This is a genomic window from Acinetobacter sp. V91_7, assembly GCF_031799075.1.
In the GTDB taxonomy this organism is placed as follows: domain Bacteria; phylum Pseudomonadota; class Gammaproteobacteria; order Pseudomonadales; family Moraxellaceae; genus Acinetobacter; species Acinetobacter calcoaceticus.
In genome coordinates, this window is record NZ_JAVQNT010000034.1 from 1 (window position 1) to 24881 (window position 24881).

Consider the following 24881-nt stretch of genomic DNA (forward strand, 5'->3'; position numbering starts at 1 on the left):
ATCGCCAGCTCATTATTCTAAACACCCTCAACTTTACAGTTGAGGGTGTTTTTTTATGTCTGAATTAAATGACGAAAATAAAGCTTTAGGAATTAAAGGAAAAGTAGAATAAAAATACTGATTCAAAATCAGATTTGTATACTAGCTGTGTTCTATGAATATAATAACGATGAAGTTTCTTATATTTAGGTGTTTACGTGAAAATTAATTCCTTCTCTTCAATACCTGAAGACGATGAAGAACTCTCTCTCCCCGAATTGGTCTATTGGGCTTCTTTAGGCGATCTAGATGAAGTAGAGCAATTACTTTTAGAAGGACAAGATCCTAATCAGACAGATGATGACGGCTATAGTGCTCTACAAGCAGCTGCCGAGAATGATCATCTAGAGGTGGTTAAACTATTAGTCGAAAAGGGAGCTCTTGTCGATTATAAGAGTGAATACACAGCACTACAGCTTGCAGAAATGGCTAGTAATATAGATATAGTGAATTACTTAAAGAGTTTATGAAACTATAAATAAAGGCCTCTTTTATTTAATTAGAGGCCTTTTGTTTTTAAGCTAAATGATATTTCTGTAGTTTTTCAACAATTGATTGAAGTCCTTTTACTTCAAATTCATTAGCTTCGAATTTTTCATCTTTATTACGTTTAAATATATCTCGTATCTCTATCACAGCATTCGGGTCAACAATACTTAAACTTGAGGTGACTTGACGTATTTGGCTAATAGAGCGAGAGCCATTAGTTGAACCATAACCAATAAATGCAGCAGGTTTATCGCTCCATTCTTTACCAACATAGTCGAGAGCATTTTTTAAGGCTGGACTGTAACCATGGTTGTATTCTGGGCTAATAAAGATAAAAGCATCTGCTTGAGCAATTTTGTTTGCCCATTCTTGTTGTTTAGGTTGATCATAAATTCCAGTGGCGGGTGGGTGAGAGCCTGAAAAAAGAGGTAAATCCCATTCTTTTAAATCGACGACTTCAGTTTGGAAATCGTTTAGATCCAATGTTGGAATTGTGGTTTCTAGCCAATCGGCAACTTTAATTGCTGTACGTCCTTCACGAACACTTCCTACGATAATATAGACCAGCATGTATGTTTCCCAAGGATTTTTATACTTATAACTTAATTCATTATATAGGTGGGAGAGAATATAGAATTTGTAAGGATTCTTATGTCATCAATAAAAAATTGAATAATAAAAAAGCCCTCATTTAGAGGGCTTTTTTATTTACATGAGTTTAATACCTTGTTGGCCTTCGGGCGTTACCTTGAATATTTCTACTTCAAAGGTAATGTTTTTCCCTGCTAACGGGTGATTAAAATCAATTTCTGTAATGTCGTCATTAACCGACTTCACTACACCGAATAAGGTTGTTTTTGCCTTATCTTCAAACTCAATCATATGGCCAGGAATAGGGCGTTGTTCAAACTTAACCGTATCGAAAGTTTGAATGTTTTCTGGATTCCATGGGCCAAATGCATCTTCTGGCGGAAGATGTACCGTACGACGATCACCTGCACGTAAACCAAATAATGCTTTTTCAAAACCTGGTAAAAGATTTCCGTCACCAATAGTAAGAGTAACTGGTTCTTCACGGTTACGTGTATTATCGATTTCTACACCATTTTCAATAGCAACAGAAAAGTGTAGATCGACTTTAGAGCCGTCTGTAATACGAATTTCTTCGTTAGGTTGGATAATTTCGGTCATATTATGCATCCGAATTTTGGTTACGTTGCTTCTCAAGGAAGAATGTATCGATGAGTAGCAAGATGGTACCTAGGGTAATGGCACTGTCCGCAATATTAAAAGCTGGAAAGTGATGATTTTGGTAATAGACATGAATGAAATCGACCACATAGCCCAAAGTAATACGATCAATTAAATTGCCTAATGCTCCACCTAAAATTAAAGCGATGGCTACAGGGAGCACCACCATTTTTTTAGGCATACGAAGCAACCAAAATACAAAAAGAACTGAAACTAAGCCTGCTAAAGATGTGAAGAAATAGCGTTGCCATCCTCCTGCATCAGATAAAAAGCTAAAAGCTGCACCATAGTTATGTAATAGTGTCCAGTTTAAAAATGGAAGCACAGGTAATGGATCCGCGTAGTTCAGATGTGTACTTGCAATCCATTTTGTCCATTGATCCAACACAATGGCAAGGACAGAAAGTCCAAGCCAAATTAGGTTGTGTGGATAAAACAGGAATAAGCCTTTTTTAGCTTGTGAATTAGGCATATTTTCTCACTTCGCCACGACCAGTGACGTTCACAATACAACGACCACATAAACCAGGATGATCGGCATGTGTATTTACATCTGGAAGGACATGCCAGCAACGTGCGCATTTTTCACCTTCAGCTGCAGATATTTGTACACGTAAGCCTTCCATTTCAGTTGCTTCACCTTGTTCAGCAAATGGATGTACTACTACTTCCGAAGTAATAAGAACAAAACGGAGTTCATCAGCCAGTTGGTTTAAAACTGTTTGTAATGATTCATTTGCCCAAAGTTCAACTTTGGCTGAAAGATTACTGCCGACAAGTTTAGCGTTACGCGCTGCTTCAATCTGTTTATTTACTGCAGATTTTACGCTAATCAATGTTTGCCAATCTTCTTCAGAAAGCAAGTTTGCTTTTGATGGAACCGGCAAGTCGTACCATTCTGAAGTAAATACATACTTTTCAGTTTGTTCTGGAATGAGTGGCCAAGCTTCTTGAGCGGTGAAGCTTAAGATTGGGCTCATCCAACGGATAAATGCTTGGACAATATGGTAAAGCGCTGTTTGTGCAGAACGACGTGCCTGAGAATCTGCTTTAGTGGTGTACTGACGATCTTTGATAATGTCTAGGTAGAAACCACCTAAGTCATTAATACAGAAGCTTGTTAACGCACTACACACCACATGGAAGTTCATTTCTTCATAGGCAGTGATAATCGTTTGTTGTACTTCATTCGCACGCTGCAAGATGTATTGGTCGAGAGCGATGAGGTCATCTACTGCCAAAGCATCTGTGCTTGGTTTGAAACCATTTAAGTTAGCAAGCAAGAAACGTAATGTATTACGAATACGACGGTAGCTATCACTTACACGGCTAAAGATTTCTTTAGATGCCGCGATTTCATAGCGATAGTCACTAGAAGCTACATATAAGCGTAAACCATCAGCACCAAGCTGTTTGATGATTTCTTCAAGCGGAATATAGTTGCCTAAAGATTTCGATAACTTACGACCATTTTCATCAACCGTAAAGCCATGTGTTAACAATGCTTTGTATGGTGCACGATTGTGAATTGCCATAGAAGTTAATAAAGAAGACTGGAACCAACCACGGTGTTGGTCTGAACCTTCTAAATATAAATCGGCAGGACTTTCTAGATCTTCACGTTGTTCAAGTACAGCGTAATGCGTTGTACCAGAATCGAACCATACATCGAGGGTATCGCGAATAGCATTATATTGTTCAGCATCTTCACCAATGAAGTCTTTCGCATCACGTTTGAACCATGCTTCGATACCTTCTTGTTCGATAAGTTTAGCAACTTCTTCGATTAATTCAGGTGTACGAGGGTGTAATTCGTTCGTATCTTTATGCACGAAGAATGGAATTGGCACACCCCAAGTACGTTGACGTGAGATACACCAATCTGGACGTCCTTCAATCATTGATTCGATACGGTTTTTACCCCAGTTCGGTACAAACTCGATATCGTTTTCAATTGCATTAATGGCACCTTCACGTAAACCCTTTTGATCCATGCTAATAAACCATTGAGGGGTTGCACGGAAAATAATAGGGGTTTTATGACGCCAGCAGTGCGGGTAACTGTGTTTGATTGGTTGATGTGCCCATAAACGGCCTACAGCACCCAAAGCTTCGATAATCTTTGGATTGGCTTTATAGATGTGCTCACCAGCATAGATTGGAGCAGTTGGTAAATAAACACCATTACCACCCACTGGATTATCTACTGTAAGGTTATATTGAAGACCTACTTTATAGTCGTCTGCACCATGGCCAGGAGCGGTATGTACTGCACCTGTACCACTTGTTGCAATAACGTGTTCACCTAAAATCACCGGAACTTGACGATCGGTAAGTAAAGGATGTTGTAATGTAAGGTTTTCAAGTTTGCTACCAGTAAAGTCTGCTAAAACTACTGGATTTTCAAGTTTATAGCGTTCAATTGCTGAAGCAACAAGGTCTTTAGCAAGAATGAAGTTTTGCTTACCACGCTCAGTAGTCACTTGTACCAATTGATATTCAATTTCGGCGTGCAAAGCAACGGCTTGGTTCGCAGGCAATGTCCATGGTGTAGTGGTCCAGATCACAATATCAGTTGGATCTTGAACGTCTACATTTAAACGAGTACTTAAGTCTTTTAGATCGACAACACCAAAACCAACATCAATTGCGTCAGATTTTTTATCTTCGTATTCAACTTCAGCTTCAGCAAGCGCCGAACCACAGTCCATACACCAGTTCACTGGCTTTAAGCCCGGCTGGATATGACCATTTTTTTGAATTAAACCTAAAGCACGAACGATATCGGCTTCTTGTTTATAGTTCATGGTGAGATAAGGATTATCCCAGTCACCTAAAATACCTAGACGTTTAAAGTCATTACGCTGTAAATCAATTTGTTTTAGTGCGTATTCACGGCAAAGTTTACGAAAAGTAGCCGCGTCAACTTTTTCGCCAACTTTACCTACTTTTTCTTCAACTTTTAGTTCGATTGGCAAACCATGACAGTCCCAGCCCGGTACATAAGGCGCATCGAAACCTGACAGAGTACGGCTTTTTACAATAACGTCTTTGAGTACTTTGTTGACCGCATGGCCTAAGTGAATTGTACCGTTCGCATATGGAGGGCCATCATGCAAAATATATTTTTTCTTGCCAATACGCGATGCACGAATCTGCTGATAAATGTTGTCGGTATACCACTCTTCTAACCATTTCACTTCACGTACTGCCAAATTTGCTTTCATTGCAAATTGAGTATCTGGCAGGTTTAGCGTGGCTTTGTAGTCCACTGCATTCTCAGGAGTTTGCTTATCGCTCATGCAAGTTTTCATCCAGTTTAATCAGCTTGGGAGCCGACATGTTTTACAATCAAAATTCGAATTAAAAAGGAAATTGTGTCGTGTCGTTACGATATTGTCGTAACTGATGCACGTCATTATCAATTCCTGCCTTAAGTGCTTCAAGCGAAGGGTAGTTCAATTCACCATGAAGATAGTGAAGAAAAGTCACCCGCATAAATAAGCCATACAGATTAGCAGAAACATCAGGGAAATGTACCTCTAATCTCCACTCTGGATGTTCTTGCTGAATAGCTGGACGTGTACCAACATGACCCGCGCCATATAGGCTGTTTTCATGATATCCGGCAATTCCTGGTTTTTCAGGTGCGTCCTGAAGTACTTTTTGAGTTAACGAAGTTGTTTCGCAAATGACTTCAACCCCATAAATGCCATTTAAACAAGGTTTATGGCGGTTGAGGCGAACGTTAATGGTTGGAAAATCGAGAGTTCGTCCAATCTGGTCACCATATTGAACACGTCCAGTAATACTGTATGGACGGCCTAATAATTTAGCGGCTAAGGCAAGATTTCCTACCTGAAGTACCTGACGAATACGAGTTGAACTTACACGTTCACCTTCGAGTTCAATGGTATGTAAGTTGGTGACCCCAAATCCGTAATCTTTTAAAAATTCGCTATTGCCTTGACGGTCTTTGCCGAAATGGAAATCATCACCTAAAACCAAAGCTTGTGCGTTTAATTTGTCTTTTAATAAATCGGCAAATTCAGTAGCACTCATGCTTCGAAAGTGTTGATCAAATTTAGCAACCGCAATGTAATCTACTCCAAGTTCGGCTAGATATTCGACTTTTTCCCGTAATGAATTAATACGAGGAGGAGCATCGTAGCCTTGAAAGAACTCAAGAGGTTGTGGCTCAAAAATCATGACCAATGTTTTTAAGCCTTGTGCTGCAGCAATTTTTTTGAGTTGAGCAATCATCGCTTGGTGACCTAAATGGACACCATCAAAATTACCAATAGTTACCGCTGTTGGTGGTAACTGAAAATTGGGCGATAACGCATTAAGACGAAGCAGTTTCATGAACTTAAAATATGGCTATTTTTGCAAGGGCTATATATTGCCATAATCTCACAGATTCGTCTTGTTGTTGTGTTTTTACTCAGTTATTTTTCAATATGAATATTCTTTATATTTAAAATATTGATGAATTAAATAAAAATAAATCAGTTTTTCTTATTGATTATTTGCTCTACTATATTTTCATCCACTCTTTGATTAGAGAATTAAGATGAAAAAACCCTTTTACCAATTAAATCAAAGCAAAGATGTTATACGACATTTTACCCCAAATTGGTTTACAGCGACTATGGGTACTGGTGTGGTAAGTATGATTTTAATTCAGCTTCCTTTTGCTCAATCATTTTTATTCATGCTAGCAACCTGGTTATGGCAATTTAATATTGTCCTATTTAGTGTTTTTTCAGGTCTCTATTTATTACGGTGGTTGCTTTTCCCTCATGAAGCGAAGCAAATATTTAAGCATCCAAATATGAGCTTGTTTTTAGGTGCTATTCCGATGGGGTTAGCTACTATACTAAATGGTTTCTTAAGCTTTGGTATTGGGCTTTACGGTGAAGTGGCAATCCATATTGCCCAAGCTTTATGGTACATCGATGTATTTTTAGCTCTAGCAATTGCGTGGATTGTGCCGTTTTGCATGTTTAGCCGTCAGAACCATCAGTTACATACTATGACTGCAATCTGGCTTTTACCTGTGGTTGCCTGTGAGGTGGCTGCAAGCTCTGCGGGAATGTTAGTAGCTCATTTACCAGCAGATTTGCATAGCTTTCATTTATTACTGGCTGGTTATGTACTCTGGGGAATTTCTGTTTTACCGGCATTCGCTATTTTGACAATTTTAATGTTGCGTATGGCTTTACATCAGTTACCTGAAAAAGAAGTCGCTATTTCTAGCTGGCTCTCTTTAGGTCCGATTGGTACAGGTGCTTTAGGATTATTGTTGCTAGGGCAACAGGCACAAAGAGTGGCGCCAAATGTAGGATTTGACCAATTCGCGAATGTCTTTCAAGCTTTAGGAATCGTGGGCAGTCTGGTGCTTTTAGGTTTCGGGTTATGGTGGCTTGGTCTAGCAATCTTAACAACGCTTCGTCATGCAAAGACAGGTATTCCATTCAACTTAGGTTGGTGGGGCTTAACCTTTCCATTAGGTGTATTTATTCTGGCGCTATTTAATTTAGGACATCAGGTTGAAATTGTATTTTTACAATACGTTGCTGTGGCATTGAGTATTCTATTATTGACGATGTGGGGCGTTGTAATGAAGAAAACGCTAGCAGGAGCATATAGTGGTCAACTGTTCTTTTCTCCATGCTTAATCGCTTTACAACAAAAAATGCAGTGATTATGAAAAGGTGCAAAAAGCTTTTGCACCTGATTTATACTTATTTTCTAATTTTATTTAATTTTGATTTGAGCTTTTTGAATGAACACTGATATTGCTTTAATTATGGCACTTCCTAATGAATCTAAAGGTTTATTTGAACAGGCAGGTGTTGAAGTCCATTACAGTGGTATTGGCAAGATTAATGCTGCTTTTAAAGCATTTGAGGTTATTCAAAAAACAGGGTGTAAAACTTTAATTAATTTGGGTACAGCAGGAAGCTCTGCTTTTAATCGACATGATTTGGTCGAGGTGAAGACTTTTGTACAACGTGATATGGATGTTTCACCGTTAGGGTTTGAAGTAGGTGTAACGCCGTTAGATGATCACTTGCCAGCTGAAATTCACCTTCAACCACATTTTGCTGATTTGCCAAAGGGGATTTGTGGTACTGGCGATTCATTTGAAACAGGCCAGCCAAAAGTAGCTTGTGATGTGGTGGATATGGAAGGGTATGCCTTAGCCAAAGTCTGCCATAAGCTAGGAGTTCGCTTGATTTCGGTGAAGTATATTACTGATGGAGCAGATGACACTGCACATCTAGATTGGGAAGAAAATTTATTATTAGGTGCCCAAAAACTTTTGGCCCTTTATCAAAATCATTTCTAAAAAAAGATCGGCAAGTTTGCCGATCTTTTTTGGGTTTTAACGAGGCAATACGCCGTAGAGCATCAGGTGTACTGTGTGCTCAATTGAGCGTTGGAACATGCTTCGGTTACGAAGAGTTTTTCCGGTCACCATTTCCATTTGGGTTGCAAAATCTGCATAGTTTTGCGTAAGGCCCCAAATGTTTAAAATTAATAATTCTGGATCGATATCTGGTGAAATCTTTCCTTCTTCTTGCCAAGTCTGAATGACTTTAGCTTTACGCTTAAATAGTTTTTTTAATGGTCCTTTGAGAATAGGTAAAATATGCGGAGCGCCTTGAATTATTTCTAATGCAAACAATCTAGATGCTTTCGGTTGGCTACGAGACAGTTCGATTTTTTGTATTAAATAGTGAGATAAGGCTTCGGCTGGTTCTAATTCAGATTCTAATGTTTGTAAGGGAGCCAACCATTTTTGTAAAACAGTTGTGAGCACTTCTACATATAAAGACTCTTTATTTTCGTAGTAATAGAAAATATTCGACTTATGCATGTCGGCGAGTTGGGCAATTTCATCCAGACTTGCGCCAGTGAACCCATAGACCGAAAATACGTCAAGGGCGGCAGCAAGAAGCTGATTGCGCTTTTGGGTACTCTTTTTTTGTTCCATCTGCTGCATAATTAAAAAAATAATATTCCCATTGTAAGGGAAATTGTTTGATTTGTGCACAGGTGTCTTGCTTTTTTAATCAAAAAACGGCTAGTTATTTGCGTAATAGATATACTATTGTGCAAAAAATAAAGAATTTAACTAGTTTATTGTTATTCTTAAAAATATTTTTAAAATTTCGCCCTAAAAAAGAGCAATAAAACAGCAGCTTTATTGCTCGTAAATTGGGCATTTTTCGGTTGAACGGTTCTTATTACTCATTGCAAACCTAAGTTGCCAAAACAGCATCGAGTACTTGTTGCTCAAGTTGGGCAAAACTAATGCTCTTTTTGCGTGGGCGTGGCAAATTAACTTGGAAACTTTGAGCAATCTGACCTTTATCTAATAAGATAATACGGTCAGCTAATTGCACTGCTTCACTTACATCATGTGTCACTAAAATGGCAGTAAAACCTTGCTCTTTCCACAAGCGCTCAATCAAGCTTTGCATCTCAAGACGGGTTAGGGCATCTAATGCACCCAAAGGCTCATCTAACAACAAAATGCGTGGCGTATGTGACAGTGCGCGTGCTAAAGCTGTACGTTGTCGCTGGCCACCAGAGAGTTGTGAAGGCCATTGTCCTGATTTTTCTTTTAAACCAACTTTTTCTAGTAACTCTTCAGCTAAAGCATGTTGCGATTTTGGTAGTCCAAGTTGAACATTTTGAAGAATATTTCTCCAAGGAAGTAAACGAGGATCTTGGAACATAACTCGAATATCATCATTGGTAATGCCTTCACGCAAATGGCGAGCAGACTTAAATTTAATTTCTCCAAAACTGGCTTTTTCAAGTTGGGCAATTAAACGTAGTAAGGTGCTTTTACCACAGCCACTTCGACCAACAATTGCTAAAAATTCACCAGGTTGGATGTGTAAGTCAAGATCTTCAAGAACCTTAACCTCACCATAAAATTTATACAGCTGCTCAATCAGAATCTCTGCGCCTAACGTAGGCTCTTGTGATTCTGTTGGCTCTTCAGGAATGAGCTGCACGTCATTCTGATTAATATTTAAATTCAGATTTGTCATGTTTTAAGCTCCCTTATTTCTGATATCCAGAGTGCCAACGTAGTAAATAGCGCTCTAAAATCTGTGCTAAGACATCTGCCAGTTTGCCTAGTAAGGCGTAAAGAAGAATACCGACCAGTACCACATCTGTTTGTAAAAACTCACGTGCATTCATGGTCATATAACCAATACCTGCTTGAGCAGAAATGGTTTCAGCAACAATCAGCAATACCCAAACCAGACCCAAAGCAAAGCGTAAACCGACTAAAATAGAAGGCATCGCACCTGGAAGAATAATTTCTTTGTAAAGTTGCCAGCGAGAAAGTCCGTAGCTTTTACCCATCTCAATCAATTGAGGGTCAACTGACCGGATACCGTGATAGGTGTTGATATAAATTGGGAAAAAAACACCTACTGCAACTAAAAATAATTTTGCTGTTTCATCAATACCGAACCACAAGATAACGAGTGGAATAAGTGCTAATGCTGGGATGTTACGAATCATTTGCAAGGTTGTATCGAGTAGGGTAGATGCAAATCGAGAAGAGCCATTAAGTAAACCCAATAGCAAACCCAATCCGCCCCCAATTAAAAGCCCAAGCAAAGCGCGACCTGCACTGACCTTAACGTGATGCCATAATTCTCCGCTAACGAGTAAGTGCCAAAAAGCGGAAATGACTGCCGTGGGTGCCGGCAAAATACGGCTTTCTAAAAGACCAGAACTCGATGCAATTTGCCAGACAATCAATAGGATGATCGGGAAAATCCAAGGCAGCAAATGCTGCCCGATTTGTTTTGTTCCACGTGAAACAATACTTTCATCTTTACTCATGCAGGCTCCTTGACGGAACTATTTTGCTTCTTCTCGTCGGGAACATAGTTGTTGGCAATAATCTCACCGAAGGGACCAGTTAGATTTGGCTGAGCAAGTTTCGCTCGGGTTTCGATTGGTAGTAGAGGGAATACTAACTCTGCAAAACGGATTGACTCTTCAAGGTGCGGGTAGCCCGAGAAAATAAAGGTATCAATACCTAAGTCAGCATATTCCTGAATACGGGCAGCGACTGTTTCAGGGTCACCTACAAGTGCTGTACCCGCACCGCCACGGACTAAGCCAATACCTGCCCAGAGATTTGGAGATACTTCAAGCTTGTCGCGGTTACCGCCGTGAAGAGCTGCCATACGTTGTTGACCGACAGAGTCCATTTGTGCAAATTTTTTCTGTGCGGCAGCAATGGTCGCATCATCAAGATATTGGATAAGTTCGTTAGCTGCTGCCCATGCTTGTTCATTGGTTTCGCGAACAATGACATGTAAGCGAATACCATAAGTTAATTTACGGCCTTTAGCCTCAGCTTTGGCACGGACATGTTCGATCTTTTGTTTGACTGCTTCTGGTGGCTCACCCCACGTGAGGTACGTATCGACTTGCTCAGCGGCCAAGTCGACAGCGACGTCTGAAGAACCGCCAAACCAAAGTGGTGGATAAGGCTTTTGAACAGGTGGGTAAAGCAGTTTTGCATCATCAACTTGTAAACGTTCGCCGTGAAAGGTAAATGCTTCACCCGTATGTGAACGCGTCAAAATTTCACGCCAGATTTTTACATATTCATTGGCTGTTTGATAACGTGTTGAGTGATCTTCATATAATCCATCACCGCGAAGTTCAGCTTCATCACCACCAGTCACTAGGTTGAGTAACACGCGACCATTCGATAAACGGTCGAATGTTGCAGCCATACGTGCTGCCAAAGCTGGTGTGGTTACACCCGGACGTAACGCAACTAAAAACTTAAGGTGTTGAGTTGCGTCAATGAGGCTAGCCGCTACAATCCATGGGTCTTCACATGAACGACCCGTTGGAATAAGTACGCCTTCATAACCTAAATTATCTACTGCCACAGCAATTTGCTTCATATAGGCATGGTCAACCTGACGAGCGCCTTTACTTGTACCTAAATAGCGACTATCACCGTGGGTAGGAATAAACCAGAAAATTTTCATGTGCATTACCTATATGTCTATTGAAATTACTTGGCAATCCAAACAGCTTGTTTGATGCTGATTGGTTTTGGAATGATGCCTTGTTGGGTAAAAATGTCTGCGAGCTGCTGTTGCTCAGCAATAACTTTGCTGTTGAGTGGCGCTGCCGATGATGGGCGTGGACGACGTTTAATGAATAAGTCACTGGTCGCAGGCTTAAGGCCTGTACTTTGACCAATAGCACTTGCCGTTTCTGCTTGATGGCTTTGAACCCATTTGTCAGCTTGATTGATTTGTTTGATGAGTCCGGAAACCGCTTTCGGATGTTGTTTAACAAAATCTGGAGCTGCTAAGTAAAAGGTATAATTCGGGCTTAAGCCTTTACCTGATGCAAGAACACGGGCTTGGTCTTCTAGTTGTGCTGAAGCGAAGTAAGGGTCCCAAATTGCCCATGCATCAACGGCACCTTTTTGGAATGCAGCGCGAGCATCGGCAGGAGTAAGCCAAATTGGAGTAATGTCGCTCCAGTTTAGGCCTGCTTTACGTACGGCTTGTACAAGTAAATAGTGTGAACTGGAACCTTTTTGCAGCGCAATACGTTTGCCTTTAAGGTCTTTAAGCTGTTTCAGTTGTGAGTTTTTAGGAACTAAAATTGCCGATGCCAGCGGTTTAGCCGCTTCATAAGCAATGTAATATAAAGGCTTGCCAGCTGCTTGTGCGTAGACTGGTGGGGTATCTCCAGTGACTCCAACATCAAGTGAACCGACAGCTAAAGCTTCTAAAATTTGTGGGCCAGCAGGGAACTCATTCCAAGTAACTTTGGCATTTGGAAATTCTTGTTCAAATAATTTTTGCTGTTTGGCAATCGCAAAATTAATAGAGCTTTTTTGAAAACCAATACGAAGTTCTTTCACAGTTGGATCAATTGCCCAAGCTGGCGCTGCAATTGTTAAACCTAGTACAGTGACTGCGCTAATTCGTTTAGCTAACTGGACCCACTGACTTTTATTGAAAAATGACTGATGTTGCATATTGATATCCTTGTTCCCCTTGAGGTCAGGCACAGCATTTATATGATTATTTAAGCTGTGCCCAAGCTGGGTTTATTTCAGTTTTAAAATGGCATCTTGAATGGTGAGCTTGTTAGGAATGAGCTTTTGCGCATAAAAGGCATCAGCTACTTGTTGTTGTTCTTGTGCCACCTTGTCAGAGATTGGCTGAACTCCAAAACCCATACGTGAAATGGAGGTTTTGAGTACATCAAACTCAAGTGCTGTAGGTTTTTCGAGTAGCTTGGCAGCTTCATCTTGATGTGTGCTGACCCATTCAGTTGTCTGATTAAGTGTCTGTACAACTGTGTTGAGAACTTTCGGATTGTTTTCTGCAAACTTACGGTCAGCTAAATAGAACTGATGATTGCTTACTAAATTTTCACCTGTTGCTAAAACTCGAGCTTGAATTTGATGTTCAGCTGCTGCAAAGAACGGATCCCAAATGACCCATGCATCTACTGCACCCTTTTCAAATGCAGCACGTGCGTCTGATGGCGGTAAATAAACTGGTTGAATATCACTTAAGCTTAAGTTGTTGGCCTCTAGAACTTTTAATAATAGGTAATGAACATTCGAACCTTTATTAAGAGCAACACGTTTGCCTTTTAAATCTTTAATAGAGTGGATTGGAGAGTCTTTTTGTACCAATAGTGCTTCTGCTTTTGGGGCAGCGGGTTGGTTTGCGACATAGACTAAATTTGGATTGGCAGCTTGAGCAAAGATGGGTGGTGCTTCACCTGCTTCACCAAGTGAAACACTCCCTACATTTAGACCTTCAAGCAATTGAGGGCCAGCAGGAAACTCAACCCATTTTACTTGCACGCCTTGATCTTTTAGTACTTTTTCTAGGTCACCACGGGCCTTTAAAATAGGAAGGATGCCATATTTTTGATAGCCAATATTTAAAGTTGTGGTGGCTTGTTCCTCTTTTTTGGCACAACCACTTAGCATCATCACTCCTGTAAGGCTGGCTGCGATGACTGAATATTTTGCCCATGAAGTGGTGTTGAAAAGTGCCATGAGATTTCGTGCTCCCCGAAAGAGAAAAAGAAAAAATAATTGGATGAGCAGATACCCTAAAGGGATTTTTATTTCAGAAAAAATAAGTATTCGGTCTTTATTTATGCAAAAAAAAGCTAAAAACAATAGGCTATAAACTTATGCAAAAAAGTGATTTATCTAAAGGAAATATATTTAATGAATTGTGAGTAAGTTGATGTAAATAAAATAAAAAATATTAAAACATTAAAAATAGAGATTTAAAAAAAGTACAACCATAAATTAATAGCATTTATGGTTGTACTTTTTTAACTAAGCTTATCTGAAATAAGAATATCTTAAAAAGAGCAAAGGCTAAGGGAGCAGCTTTTTAAACACTAAAGAATTCCTTTGATAGTTATAAAGTGCCTGACGGGCATTTGGTAACTCATCAACACTGACTTGATGGAAACCATGTTCTAAAAACCAGTGAGCGGTACGCGTTGTTAAAACGAATAATTGACGAATACCTTGTTCTCTGGCTTTTTCTTCAAGGAATTGCAGAATTTGGCTACCACGGTTTGATTTACGATAACTTGGATGTACGGCAACACAGGCAATTTCTGCAGAACGAGTTTCGTTAAATTCAGTCGGAATTGGATAAAGTGCAGCACACGCTAGAATCATACCGTCGCGTTCAATGACAGCAAACTGGCTGATTTCTTGCTCCAGACGTTCACGTGAACGATAAACCAAGATGCCTTCTTCTTCTAAAGGGCGTAATAAATTCATTAAACCACCCACATCTTGGATATGGGCTGTACGAACCTCTTCATAATGTGCATCGGTAATCATGGTCCCTATACCATCTCGAGTAAATAACTCTTGAAGAAGAGCGCCATCATAGGCATATGAAATAAGATGTACGCGATGTACGCCAGATAAAGACGCTTTTTTGGCTTGTTGCAAATGTAAAGTGAGTGTCGGACTAATAGTTTGGTATTGTTGAATATAGTAGTCGAGTTGATGTGGGCTTAACTCACGTAATATTTGTTCATCCTCATTAAGAAGCCCTTGTTGTTCCCCAAGAAAAATGAGTTTATCTGCTTTTAAATAAGTTGCAGTTTTGGTCGCAACTTCTTCTGCTCTTAAGTTAAATACTTCGCCTGTAGTGGAATAACCTGTTGGTCCCAGTAGCACAATATTATGATTATCGAGGTGTCGATCAATCGCATCGGTATCAATAGAGCGAACTTCACCTGTGAGCTGGAAATCCATTCCATCACGAATGCCATAAGGTTTAGCAGTCACAAAATTACCCGATATCACATCTATTCGAGCGCCGTACATTGGAGAGTTCGCTAAGCCCATAGAAAGCAATGCTTCAATTTCTAGGCGAATGGAACCTACGGCACTCATGACACAGCCTAAAGATTCACGTGTAGTAATGCGGCAGTTGTCATAAAAAGGGGTTTCAATTCCTTTTTCTTTAAGATTTTGATTAATTTGCGGACGTGCGCCGTGCACGAGAATTAAACGGATACCAAGAGAGTGTAATAAAGCAATATCGTGAATGATATGTTCGAAATTAGGATGACGGACTGCTTCACCACCAAACATCAATACGAATGTTTTATCGCGGTGAGCATTAATGTAGGGCGCTGAGTGTCGAAACCAGTGTACATAATGCTGGGTGTTATTATGCGACTTTTCTAAAGACTTGCTTGGCATACCGATCTCGAATCAACAGCAAAAAGATATAGAGATGATTCTAAACAAAAAAGATTAAAGCCGCATGTTTTAGATAAAAAAACACCCAAATCAGAGTTTGGGTGTTTAAAGAATTTTAGAATTAGTGAACAACTCTAATGATTTTGTGGCTTTGTTCATTTACCAGCACATAATTTCCGTTCACTTTGTACCATTTCTGGTAGCGACCCGGTTTAGTTAATTTCTGATGTTGACGATAGTCAATCACGTAACGTGAGTGTTGATATTCACGGGGTACAACCTGACCTGCTCGCCATACATTGCGATGGTCATCTTTTTTAATCACTTTAACTGTTTTTACTTCATGGTTTTGGTAATTGCCATGGTGATTATGATCGTTAGGTGCTGCCATTGCTGTTGTTGCAACTAAACCACTGAGTGAAAGAACAATTGCTGTTGTTAGTTTTTTCATCGTAAACCTCAAATAAGGAATTAAATTTCAATAACTAAAGATTAGTGAACAATTACAGATAAATCGTGGAGGCTACGAAGAATAAATGTGAAAACTAACGATGAAATAAGAAGAAATTAAGAAAATACGAAGTGTAAGACTATAAAAAATCTTTTTATTTTTAAAATATATAAGTAATAAAAAAAGGATAAAACCCAGAGGCTTTATCCTTTTTTATTCAGCGATAGCGAGGATCTATCGTTTTAAAAACCACGAATACTAACAATACTATTAGAATCAGTGTCGACTAAAATATAGTCATTATTGATTTTGTACCATTGTTGACTGCGGCCTGGTTTCGGCAAGTTACTGTCTTTATAGTCGACTTTGTAGCCATTACCACGATAGTGCTGTGGCATGACATAGCCAGGCTGCCAGCGATGCTGTTTAAGCCGTTCAAAACCACGTTCCTCGCGCATACGGCGTTCGTCACGGACACGATCTTCATCATGATCACGTCCAAATCCTGGCCCACGATCGTTCCATTCACCGCGTGGTCCTCCACCTTTAGGACCTTTGTGGCCATGGCCTCGGTCAAAAGGAGGATCAGCAAAGCTCGCCATACTTGTAGTGAGTACGGCTATGGAAAGGGTTAAGATTGTGAACAACTTTTTCATGATGCACCCTCGTTTACATCTGATGTCTCTCATGTTGAATACTCTACGCGCAAAATGCAGAGAAACTGTGAAGATCATTTAATGGTTCAATTAAAATTACGGATAGATCAAGAGTTTTTATCAATAATAAAAAAGGCTTGTATATATCTTTTCAGGTATAGGCAAGCCAGATTTGATGATCGGCTGTAATTTTCTTTAGCTTTTCATCTTTAACTTTTTAATCCTGTGCATCGATACTTTGACCATTGAGCGCCAAGCTGTCTTCACCCATTAAATAGAGATAAGCAGGCAAGATCGACTCTGGTGTAGGTAGTGTTTTCGGATCTTCTTGTGGATAGGCTTTAGCACGCATTGCAGTACGTGTCGCGCCTGGATTAATGCAGTTAAAGCGGATATTTGGATAAGTATTCTCCGCTGCAAAAATTTTGCTGACCGCTTCAATTGCAATTTTTGAGACAGAATATGCACCCCATAAAGCACGTGCTTCACGGCCTACGCCAGAGCTGGTAAATACGACAGAGGCATTTTCTGATTTCTGCAAAAGTGGTAATAGCGCTTGAGTTAATGCAAAAGGGGCGCGTAAGTTAACTGCCATGACATCATCCCATACTTCCGATGGATAATGTGCCAGCTCAACGCGTTCACCTAAAATACCTGCATTATGCAAAATACCGTCAAGACGCCCAAACTGTTTCTCAAGGGTATCGACTAAAAAATCATAATCACGGTCAGAAGCGCTCGAAAGCTGTAATGGTAAAATTGCTGGTTGCGGTGCACCTAGACTTTCAATTTCATCATAAATAACTTCTAGTTTATTTAATGTTCTACCATGCAGTACAACGGTTGCGCCATGTAGGGCATAAGTCAGAGCTGCAGCTCGGCCAATTCCATCGCCAGCACCGGTAATTAAAATAATTCGATCTTTGAGTAGATCCGGACGAGGTTGGTATTCTGAATATTTCATTGGTAAACCTCCTTCTTTTTATATTGATAAAACGAATAACTGTTAAAAAAGCCTATAAAACTCTTATGTTAACTTATCATACGCTGATTTTCCTGTAGAGCAGGAAGCTTTTGACGTAACATATCGTGTAATTCTGTCACCGTATTTACAATCGAATCGGCCTGCCATGCAGCGAGATCATCACGATGTTCGATTGGTAAATAGCCATATGCAGCCAAAATAGTATACATATTGGCATATCGCCCAGCATCAATATCACGTGGGTGGTCGCCCACATAAATAATTTCATTTGCTGGGATATTTAACTGTTTAGCCGCCAAATACATTGGTTCAGGGTCCGGTTTAGTTTTACTGACATCTTCAGGACATACCAAAACCGCACAGCGTTCGGTCAGATTTAACTTCTCTAAGAGAGACTCGCTTAAACCACGAGGTTTATTAGTCACAATACCCCACGGAATTTCTTTAGCTTCTAACGCTTCTAGAAGCGGATACATGCCTTCAAACAGGTCTGTATCGACCACAATGTTATTGCCGTAAATGTCTAAAAAGTTTTGGCGATGTGCCAAGAAAATCGGATTGGTCACATCCAGCTCTGGATAGACCAATTTAACCATCGCACGTGCACCCTCAGAAACCTGAGTGCGAATGAGGTCGGCATCAACAACCGGACGTCTTTCATCACGGCACATTTGCTGAATAATACGAATGAAGTCGGCAGCTGTATCAATAAGAGTACCGTCTAAATCAAATAAAACAGCTTTCATCATGCACCTGTATTTATCGTGTGAACCATATAGTTAACGTCAACATTTGGCGCTAACCAGTAATGCTTGGTAAGCGGGTTGTAGTGCAGTCCAGTCATTTCTTTTAAAGTAAGGCCTGCATTACGAATGTCATGTGCCATTTCAGATGGGCGAATAAATTTATGATAATCATGTGTACCTTTTGGCAACATGCGTAGTACGTATTCTGCACCAATAATGGCAAATAAATAAGATTTTGGGTTACGGTTAATGGTTGAAAAGAACACATGGCCGCCCGGTTTAACCAAAGCCTGACAAGCTCTTACAATAGATGCAGGATCTGGAACGTGTTCCATCATTTCCATGCAAGTCACCACATCGTATTGACCTGCTTGTTCTTGTGCTAATTCTTCTACAGGAATTTGGCGATATTCAATATTTTGAACATTGTCTTGTTGAGCATGCAAACGGCCTACAGCTAGCGGTGCTTCACCCATATCAATACCGAGTACATCTGCGCCACGACGTGCCATGCTCTCGGCCAAAATACCACCACCACAGCCGACATCAAGTACTTTTTTTCCAGCAAGACCGCCTACACGTTCATCAATCCAGTTTAAACGTAGTGGATTAATTTGATGAAGTGGGCGAAATTCAGAATGTTGATCCCACCATTTGGCAGCAAGTGCTTCAAACTTTGCGATTTCTTGTAAATCAACATTCAATTGCGACATGGTGCTACCTCTAAACTTGAGTTATCTTTTTGGATGTAGTTCGCCGTTAGTGTAGCGATTATTGGGAAAAAAGCGATAAACCCAATAAAAAACTTCACAGAAGCAAAACGAATTTAGCATATTTGTTTTATATTTAGGGCATAAGCTAATGCATAACAACTTAGAGGAAAAGCTGTAGCAATGAAAAAATTGGTTTTGGGTGGTTTGAGTGCAGCAATTATGGCCGTATCGGGTAGTGCAATGGCAGCAGATTTTGTTGCTGGTAAAGACTACACCGTGATTGCCAATCCTGGCAAAGTGGAAGTCCCTGGGAAAATCGAAGTTCGAGAGTTCTTTTGGTATGGATGTCCACACTGTTTTAAACTTGAACCGCATATGCAAACGTGGTTAAAACAGATTCCTAAAGATGTGCGTTTTGTACGTACACCAGCTGCAATGAATAAAATGTGGGAACAAGGGGCACGTACATATTATACATCTGAAGCATTAGGTGTACGTAAGCGCACGCATTTACCATTGTTCCATGCGATTCAGGTGAACGGTCAACAAATTTTTGATCAGGCTTCTGCGGCTAAGTTCTTTACTCGTTATGGCGTGCCTGAACAGAAATTTAATAGTACTTACAACTCATTTGCTGTGACTGCAAAAGTTGCTGAGTCAAATAAACTTGCTCAACAGTACCAATTAACAGGTGTTCCTGCGGTTGTAGTTAATGGTAAATATGTCGTGCAGGGTGAAGATGGTAAAGTCACTCAAGTTCTTAATTATTTAATTGAGAAAGAACGTAAAGCAAAATAAGTTGTTTAGGCTTTACTTCAAAAATGGGCTTCATCTGAAGCCCATTTTTATTCAATTAAAATTTATATCGATGTTCAAATTTTTGTTAATTATCACGAAATATTTCAATTAATTTTTTGGGTTTTCATCTTCAATTTGAAAATTTAAAACATCAAAATTAACTGTTTGGGTTGGTAGCGATAAGGCTTGATTAATATATAAATTAATTAATTTTTGGCGAGAACCAATAGAACGCTGGTAATACGTAGAATTTAAAAGCAATGATGCGCCATAAGTCAGTGACCAGATATAAGATAAATAATCACGAATCGACATATCATAATTTAATGATTTTAAATAATTTTCCGTAATATCTTTAATAGCTAAAATGCGCTGTTGGCGGATTTCATAAAGTTCTTCGAAAAGATGCTTCAACTTAGACTCTGTCATCGTCAGATTTTCTTCAAGTTGATGCAATAGAATCGTTTTTCCAGGCGTAAGCAAATGGTGAAGCATGTAATGAGGAGCATACTCTTTGAAATCTGTATTATATTTTTTAGAAATTTCTAAAATTTGCTTTTCATTTTGAATAATTAACTCAAGTAGAAGCTCATTTTTGCTTCTAAAATGCTTATAAAGTGTGCCTTTAGCAATATCCAGCTCGGCCACTAACTCATCTAGAGTAATTTCCTGATTGTTTTCTAGTAACAATTTTTCTGCCACGCTCAGAATTTTTTCTTTACGCATCAAAAACTGTGTATGACGATCAAGATTCATAGGTATTCCCACACCAGTTTGGCCTAACTAATAATTTACTTCCTGTAAAAAGAAAAAGACTTTTCTCGAAATTTTTAGCCTTTTTCTTTCTCTCTTTACGTATTACCACATAACCTGTTTTTTGTCATTTGCCGCTTTTACCGTTCCCAGTTTGCAATCCCTCTAAAGAGTAAGCGAACTTGTGTAGAGGCATTTTCGATAAAGGCGGTTTGTTGCTGTTTGAGCTGCTCGTCTTGATATTGTTTAGATAGGTTGAGCCACGTCATTGCCCACGTAAATGACATGTTGGTCAAAATAGTAGACAAGACATTTAAGTCTTGAGGTTGTTGAATATGTTTGAAATTTTCGAGTTTGGTAAGATCGGTTGTTAAATCTTCAATCAGAAATTCGATTTCTCGGGCAATTGCTGCACGAACCGTTTCTGAACCTCCCCAACGTTCGGAAATCATAAATTGCCACTGCTTAGGGCTATGATTTACCGCCTGAACAAATAGCTCAATGCTGGTCTGAGTTTTCGTAGATTTATGTTGTAAATAACTTTGACCCAATTGATGTAAAACACTTTTTAAGTGTAGTGCGACTTGATCAACCAGTTCTTTACCAAGTTCATCCATGTCTTGAAAATGACGATAGAACGCTGTCGGTACCAAACCAACTTCACGTGCAACTTCACGCAAACTGATACTACTGAACGAACGCCCAGACGTGCTCAGATGCAAGGCTGCATCAAGGAGTGCCTGACGACTTTGCTGTTTTCGTTCATCCCGTATCGACATTAAAAGAACCTATTTAAACCGTGAGCCAGAGTCTAACAAAAAAGAGCAAACTTTCATAAAAAAAATAGTGAACAAGTGTTGACTGAGTGAACAGTTATAAATATAGTGTACATATGTTCACTATACGAACATGTGTTCACTCAAATAAATAGCCAGATACAAAAGAGGAACGTATGAACGCAACACTTAGTTATCAGCCACATTTGGTTCGAGAAGATTTCGTTGATTTTGTTTTGCAAAAAATTAACGTGACTTGGGCTTGGAAACGCGTACTTGCGGAAGTTACCGCAGTTCAGTCTCTTCATACCGATATGGTGCTTATCAAGCTAAAACCGAATCGTAATTTTAAATTCGATCAGGTATGTGCTGGACAAAGTATTTTATTGACCCTACTTATAGATGGGGTTTACCACCAGCGTAGTTATTCAATTATTGAAGTAACGAATGAAGGTGAAATCTCTTTAGGTATTAAAGTACAGGGCTTAGTGTCTAGTGCAGCTCAACTATTACATGTTGGAGAGTGCATTGAGATTTCACAGCCACAAGGTGATTTTACTTTGCACCAAGGCCAGCAACCTGCGATTTTAATTGCGTCAGGTAGTGGCATTACTGCAATTTATTCATTATTGCAGCAAGCGTTGAAACAGCAGCTTGAACAGATTCATGTCATTTACTTTAATCGCGCAGAAATTTTTCATGCTGAATTAAAAGCGTTGGCAGAAAAGCATCCAGAGCTTCAATATCATTTTTTTAATACCACTGAGCAAAAGCAGCATTTAGATGCGAAATTGTTGACGAAACTGGTCCCGAACTTTAAAGACCTACAAATGTATGCATGTGGTCATCACGGCATGATGCGTCAGGCACAAGATATTTATAAGCAACATGATGTGTTGGAAAACTTCCATCAAGAGTTTTTCATGCCTGTTCAAATCGAACAGTCTAATGAAGCACAACCAATCATATTCCGTCGTTCGCAACAAAACTTTCTTGCCACGACAACGTTATTAAGCAGTGCAGAGCAAGCTGGTTTACGTCCACAGCATGGTTGCCGTATGGGTGTATGCAACCAATGTACGTGTACCAAAGTCAGTGGTGTCACCCAGAATATCTTAACAGGTGAAATTGACGATCAACCAAATCGTGCAATTAAGTTATGCGTGAACCAAGCCCTTAGCCCAGTCACGATTGATCTATAAAAACAAACATAAAAGAGATTTGAGGATACCATTATGAATATGGCAGTAGAACTTAAAGCAACATCAAAATCGGCACATTTAACCCCAGAGCAAACAGAAGCTTTTGGTCGCCGTATTGAAGAAATTCGTCTTGAAGTGATGAAAGATCTCGGTGAAAAAGATTCAAAATATATTTACAAAGTACGTAATTTTGTACGCTACACCGAAATTGCATCACGTGGCATGTTGATGTTTGGTGGTTGGATTCCACCAGTATGGTTGTTGGGTACGGCTATGCTAGGCGTATCTAAAATCGTTGAAAACATGGAACTCGGTCATAATGTGATGCATGGTCAGTTTGACTGGTTAAATGATCCAACGCTTAACGGTGCAACCTATGACTGGGATACAGTGTGTACGGGTGAAGACTGGAAATATACCCATAACTATAAGCATCATACCTATACCAATGTGTTTGGCATGGATCATGATATTAGCGGTTATGGTGTAATGCGCATGAGCCGTGAGCAAAAGTGGGAACCTCGTTTTTTATTCAACGTGCCAATGGGTTTTGTATTGTCAACGGGTTTTGAATGGCTACTGGCTTTGCAACGTCTAGAGATGGAAAAAGTGTTGTTTGATGGCACCAAAACTTGGAAAGAAGTGTATGTAGAATCTAAAAATCTACGTAAAAAAATGGTACGTCAGTTTGGTAAAGATTATGTGCTATTCCCACTAATTGCAGGACCAATGTTCTTGCCAGTATTGGCTGGTAACTTTTTTGCTAACTTGATTCGGAACTACTGGGCATCGACCGTGATTTATTGTGGTCATTTCACAGAAGACTCTGAAATTATCACTGACAATATTGATAATGAAACTAAAGCAGAGTGGTACTTGCGTCAGATTCGTGGTTCAGCAAACTTTACTGGCGGTAAAATCATGCATTTCTTGAGTGGTAACTTGAGTCATCAAATCGAACATCACTTGTTTCCTGATGTACCTGCCAACCGCTATCAAGAGATGGCACCTAAAGTACGTGAAGTTTGTGCAGAGTTCGGTCAACAGTACAATACCGCGCCCTTTGGATCTCAAATTTTGAGTGTGTATAAACGTCTGGCTGTTCACTCTTTGCCTGACAATGTGGTTGATCGTTTAGTGGCGACCAAGCGGACCTTTGTTGAGGCGGTAAAAGGCATGTTTGGCAAAACTGCTTAATAAAGATAGAGCATTGTTTAAGGTATTCCAAATAGCTCCTTTTAAGGGGCTATTTTTATTTTTGAGTCATTAAAAGTGCAGACTTACATTTGAAAGTAGGGAATAAACTCAACCTGTCAAAATCCTTTGCTATACTATGCCCAGATTTGTATTTAAGAGAAGTTAGGAAGGATTATGCGTATTGACCAACGTGAATTAGACCAGTTACGTGAAGTAAAAATCACACGTAACTATACCCGTTACGCAGAAGGTTCAGTTCTGGTTGAGTTTGGTCACACCAAAGTCCTTTGTACTGCAAGTATCGATAATTCGGTTCCACGGTTTTTAAAAGGAAAAGGACAGGGCTGGGTCACTGCTGAATATGGCATGTTACCGCGCTCAACACACTCACGTTGTGACCGTGAAGCAGCGCGTGGTAAACAGTCGGGCCGGACACAGGAAATCCAACGTCTGATTGGTCGTAGCTTACGTGCTATGGTCGATTTGAAAAAGCTTGGCGAAAACACGATTACCATCGACTGTGATGTGATTCAGGCAGATGGTGGTACACGTACTGCATCAATTACTGGCGCGGCTGTAGCATTGGTTGATGCTATGAATGTTTTATTGTCTCAAAAGAAAATTAAGCATGATCCGCTTAAAGGATTAGTTGCTGCAATTTCTGTGGGTATGTATCAAGACGAAGTATTGCTTGATCTTTGCTATGAAGAAGATTCGAACTGTCAAACTGACTTAAATGTAGTAATGACACAAGCAGGTGAATTCATTGAAATTCAAGGTACTGCTGAAGACAAACCGTTTACTCGCGCACAAAGCAATGCCATGTTAGAAATGGCTGAAAAAGGAATTGCCGAGCTAGTTAAAAAGCAACAAGAAGCTTTAGGCTGGTAATTTTAAACTTCCTAAAAAAACGCATCTTCGGATGCGTTTTTTTATGCCTTCATCAAATCGACATAAAAACATCACGTGCCTGTCACTTTTACGCTTTATTAGTAGTTCGCATTTAAAACGTTTGGAAAAAAATGATGCG

General features: G+C 39.7%; 26 protein-coding genes. 7 read left to right on the forward strand and 19 right to left on the reverse strand.

The features are described from left to right. The first annotated feature begins 197 nt into the window (after positions 1 to 197). The gene (locus RMB03_RS09950; protein WP_309953604.1) at positions 198 to 509 is read left to right on the forward strand and encodes an ankyrin repeat domain-containing protein; all 312 of its coding nucleotides are present in this window, start codon (positions 198 to 200) and stop codon (positions 507 to 509) included. Positions 510 to 555: 46 nt separating this feature from the next. On the opposite strand, the gene RMB03_RS09955 is transcribed toward RMB03_RS09950, so the two are convergent. The 5 genes from RMB03_RS09955 to ribF form a co-directional block, all read right to left on the reverse strand. Then, positions 556 to 1098, reverse strand: a complete 543-nt coding sequence (locus RMB03_RS09955; protein WP_311075764.1) for an NAD(P)H-dependent oxidoreductase — start codon at positions 1096 to 1098, stop codon at positions 556 to 558. A 138-nt stretch (positions 1099 to 1236) separates the two neighbouring features. Beyond that, complete coding sequence (locus RMB03_RS09960) at positions 1237 to 1719, reverse strand: peptidylprolyl isomerase (protein ID WP_004640310.1); 483 nt, start codon at positions 1717 to 1719, stop codon at positions 1237 to 1239. A gap of 1 nt (position 1720) precedes the next feature. Further along, a complete protein-coding gene (lspA, locus tag RMB03_RS09965; protein WP_311075767.1) occupies positions 1721 to 2251 on the reverse strand; it encodes a signal peptidase II in 531 nt (176 codons plus the stop codon). Next, complete coding sequence (gene ileS, locus RMB03_RS09970) at positions 2244 to 5081, reverse strand: isoleucine--tRNA ligase (RefSeq protein WP_311075769.1); 2838 nt, start codon at positions 5079 to 5081, stop codon at positions 2244 to 2246. Before ileS ends, lspA begins: the two co-directional genes overlap by 8 nt. Positions 5082 to 5142: 61 nt before the next feature. Continuing rightward, a complete protein-coding gene (gene ribF, locus RMB03_RS09975; protein ID WP_311075771.1) occupies positions 5143 to 6144 on the reverse strand; it encodes a bifunctional riboflavin kinase/FAD synthetase in 1002 nt (333 codons plus the stop codon). 208 nt (positions 6145 to 6352) lie between these two features. On the opposite strand from ribF, the gene RMB03_RS09980 reads away from it, so the two are divergent. Both RMB03_RS09980 and RMB03_RS09985 read left to right on the forward strand, forming a co-directional pair. Further along, positions 6353 to 7486 carry a TDT family transporter gene (locus tag RMB03_RS09980; RefSeq protein ID WP_311075773.1) on the forward strand — a complete coding sequence of 378 codons (1134 nt, stop codon included), beginning with the start codon at positions 6353 to 6355 and terminating at the stop codon, positions 7484 to 7486. 81 nt (positions 7487 to 7567) lie between these two features. Then, on the forward strand, positions 7568 to 8134 hold the full coding sequence (locus RMB03_RS09985) for a hypothetical protein (RefSeq protein WP_004640319.1): 567 nt from the start codon (positions 7568 to 7570) through the stop codon (positions 8132 to 8134). Positions 8135 to 8170: 36 nt separating this feature from the next. Here the strand turns inward: RMB03_RS09985 and RMB03_RS09990 are convergent, their stop codons facing one another. The 12 genes from RMB03_RS09990 to ubiG all read right to left on the reverse strand — a co-directional run bounded on the left by RMB03_RS09990 (position 8171) and on the right by ubiG (position 19125). Next, entirely contained in the window at positions 8171 to 8791 is a 621-nt protein-coding gene (locus RMB03_RS09990) for a TetR family transcriptional regulator C-terminal domain-containing protein (protein ID WP_003655809.1), read from the reverse strand. A 259-nt stretch (positions 8792 to 9050) separates the two neighbouring features. Beyond that, complete coding sequence (locus RMB03_RS09995; RefSeq protein WP_003655806.1) at positions 9051 to 9851, reverse strand: ABC transporter ATP-binding protein; 801 nt, start codon at positions 9849 to 9851, stop codon at positions 9051 to 9053. A gap of 13 nt (positions 9852 to 9864) precedes the next feature. After that, on the reverse strand, positions 9865 to 10662 hold the full coding sequence (gene ssuC, locus RMB03_RS10000; protein WP_003655804.1) for an aliphatic sulfonate ABC transporter permease SsuC: 798 nt from the start codon (positions 10660 to 10662) through the stop codon (positions 9865 to 9867). Beyond that, complete coding sequence (gene ssuD / locus RMB03_RS10005) at positions 10659 to 11834, reverse strand: FMNH2-dependent alkanesulfonate monooxygenase (RefSeq protein ID WP_198078007.1); 1176 nt, start codon at positions 11832 to 11834, stop codon at positions 10659 to 10661. The genes ssuC and ssuD overlap by 4 nt, the downstream gene beginning before the upstream one ends. 26 nt (positions 11835 to 11860) lie before the next feature. Continuing rightward, a complete protein-coding gene (locus RMB03_RS10010) occupies positions 11861 to 12844 on the reverse strand; it encodes a sulfonate ABC transporter substrate-binding protein (RefSeq protein ID WP_056484185.1) in 984 nt (327 codons plus the stop codon). A 72-nt stretch (positions 12845 to 12916) separates the two neighbouring features. Next, positions 12917 to 13885 carry a sulfonate ABC transporter substrate-binding protein gene (locus RMB03_RS10015; RefSeq protein ID WP_311075779.1) on the reverse strand — a complete coding sequence of 323 codons (969 nt, stop codon included), beginning with the start codon at positions 13883 to 13885 and terminating at the stop codon, positions 12917 to 12919. 333 nt (positions 13886 to 14218) lie between these two features. Further along, positions 14219 to 15574, reverse strand: a complete 1356-nt coding sequence (gene argA, locus RMB03_RS10020) for an amino-acid N-acetyltransferase (protein WP_311075781.1) — start codon at positions 15572 to 15574, stop codon at positions 14219 to 14221. Between the two features lie 121 nt (positions 15575 to 15695). Beyond that, entirely contained in the window at positions 15696 to 16025 is a 330-nt protein-coding gene (locus RMB03_RS10025) for an RcnB family protein (RefSeq protein WP_004640333.1), read from the reverse strand. Between the two features lie 242 nt (positions 16026 to 16267). Continuing rightward, positions 16268 to 16681, reverse strand: coding sequence for an RcnB family protein (locus tag RMB03_RS10030; protein ID WP_005037684.1), 414 nt, complete (start codon positions 16679 to 16681; stop codon positions 16268 to 16270). Positions 16682 to 16898: 217 nt separating this feature from the next. After that, a complete protein-coding gene (locus RMB03_RS10035) occupies positions 16899 to 17645 on the reverse strand; it encodes a YciK family oxidoreductase (protein ID WP_005037682.1) in 747 nt (248 codons plus the stop codon). A gap of 68 nt (positions 17646 to 17713) precedes the next feature. Then, a complete protein-coding gene (locus RMB03_RS10040) occupies positions 17714 to 18415 on the reverse strand; it encodes an HAD family hydrolase (protein WP_080758634.1) in 702 nt (233 codons plus the stop codon). After that, the gene (gene ubiG, locus RMB03_RS10045) at positions 18412 to 19125 is read right to left on the reverse strand and encodes a bifunctional 2-polyprenyl-6-hydroxyphenol methylase/3-demethylubiquinol 3-O-methyltransferase UbiG (protein WP_003655787.1); all 714 of its coding nucleotides are present in this window, start codon (positions 19123 to 19125) and stop codon (positions 18412 to 18414) included. Before ubiG ends, RMB03_RS10040 begins: the two co-directional genes overlap by 4 nt. Before the next feature lie 180 nt (positions 19126 to 19305). On the opposite strand from ubiG, the gene RMB03_RS10050 reads away from it, so the two are divergent. Then, the gene (locus RMB03_RS10050) at positions 19306 to 19923 is read left to right on the forward strand and encodes a thiol:disulfide interchange protein DsbA/DsbL (RefSeq protein WP_002120747.1); all 618 of its coding nucleotides are present in this window, start codon (positions 19306 to 19308) and stop codon (positions 19921 to 19923) included. Positions 19924 to 20031: 108 nt separating this feature from the next. Here RMB03_RS10050 and RMB03_RS10055 read toward each other — a convergent pair whose 3' ends face one another. Both RMB03_RS10055 and RMB03_RS10060 read right to left on the reverse strand, forming a co-directional pair. Then, positions 20032 to 20679: a TetR/AcrR family transcriptional regulator gene (locus RMB03_RS10055; protein ID WP_005037677.1), complete on the reverse strand. Its 648-nt coding sequence runs from the start codon at positions 20677 to 20679 to the stop codon at positions 20032 to 20034. Positions 20680 to 20816: 137 nt separating this feature from the next. Then, positions 20817 to 21455: a TetR family transcriptional regulator gene (locus tag RMB03_RS10060; protein ID WP_003655781.1), complete on the reverse strand. Its 639-nt coding sequence runs from the start codon at positions 21453 to 21455 to the stop codon at positions 20817 to 20819. Between the two features lie 173 nt (positions 21456 to 21628). Between RMB03_RS10060 and RMB03_RS10065 the strand changes: the two genes are divergently transcribed. The 3 genes from RMB03_RS10065 (at position 21629) to rph (ending at position 24742) form a co-directional block, all read left to right on the forward strand. Further along, on the forward strand, positions 21629 to 22654 hold the full coding sequence (locus tag RMB03_RS10065) for a ferredoxin reductase (RefSeq protein ID WP_311075789.1): 1026 nt from the start codon (positions 21629 to 21631) through the stop codon (positions 22652 to 22654). Positions 22655 to 22687: 33 nt separating this feature from the next. Beyond that, on the forward strand, positions 22688 to 23851 hold the full coding sequence (locus RMB03_RS10070) for an acyl-CoA desaturase (protein ID WP_209832052.1): 1164 nt from the start codon (positions 22688 to 22690) through the stop codon (positions 23849 to 23851). A gap of 174 nt (positions 23852 to 24025) precedes the next feature. Beyond that, positions 24026 to 24742 carry a ribonuclease PH gene (rph, locus tag RMB03_RS10075; RefSeq protein ID WP_005037670.1) on the forward strand — a complete coding sequence of 239 codons (717 nt, stop codon included), beginning with the start codon at positions 24026 to 24028 and terminating at the stop codon, positions 24740 to 24742. The last annotated feature ends 139 nt before the right edge of the window (positions 24743 to 24881 follow it).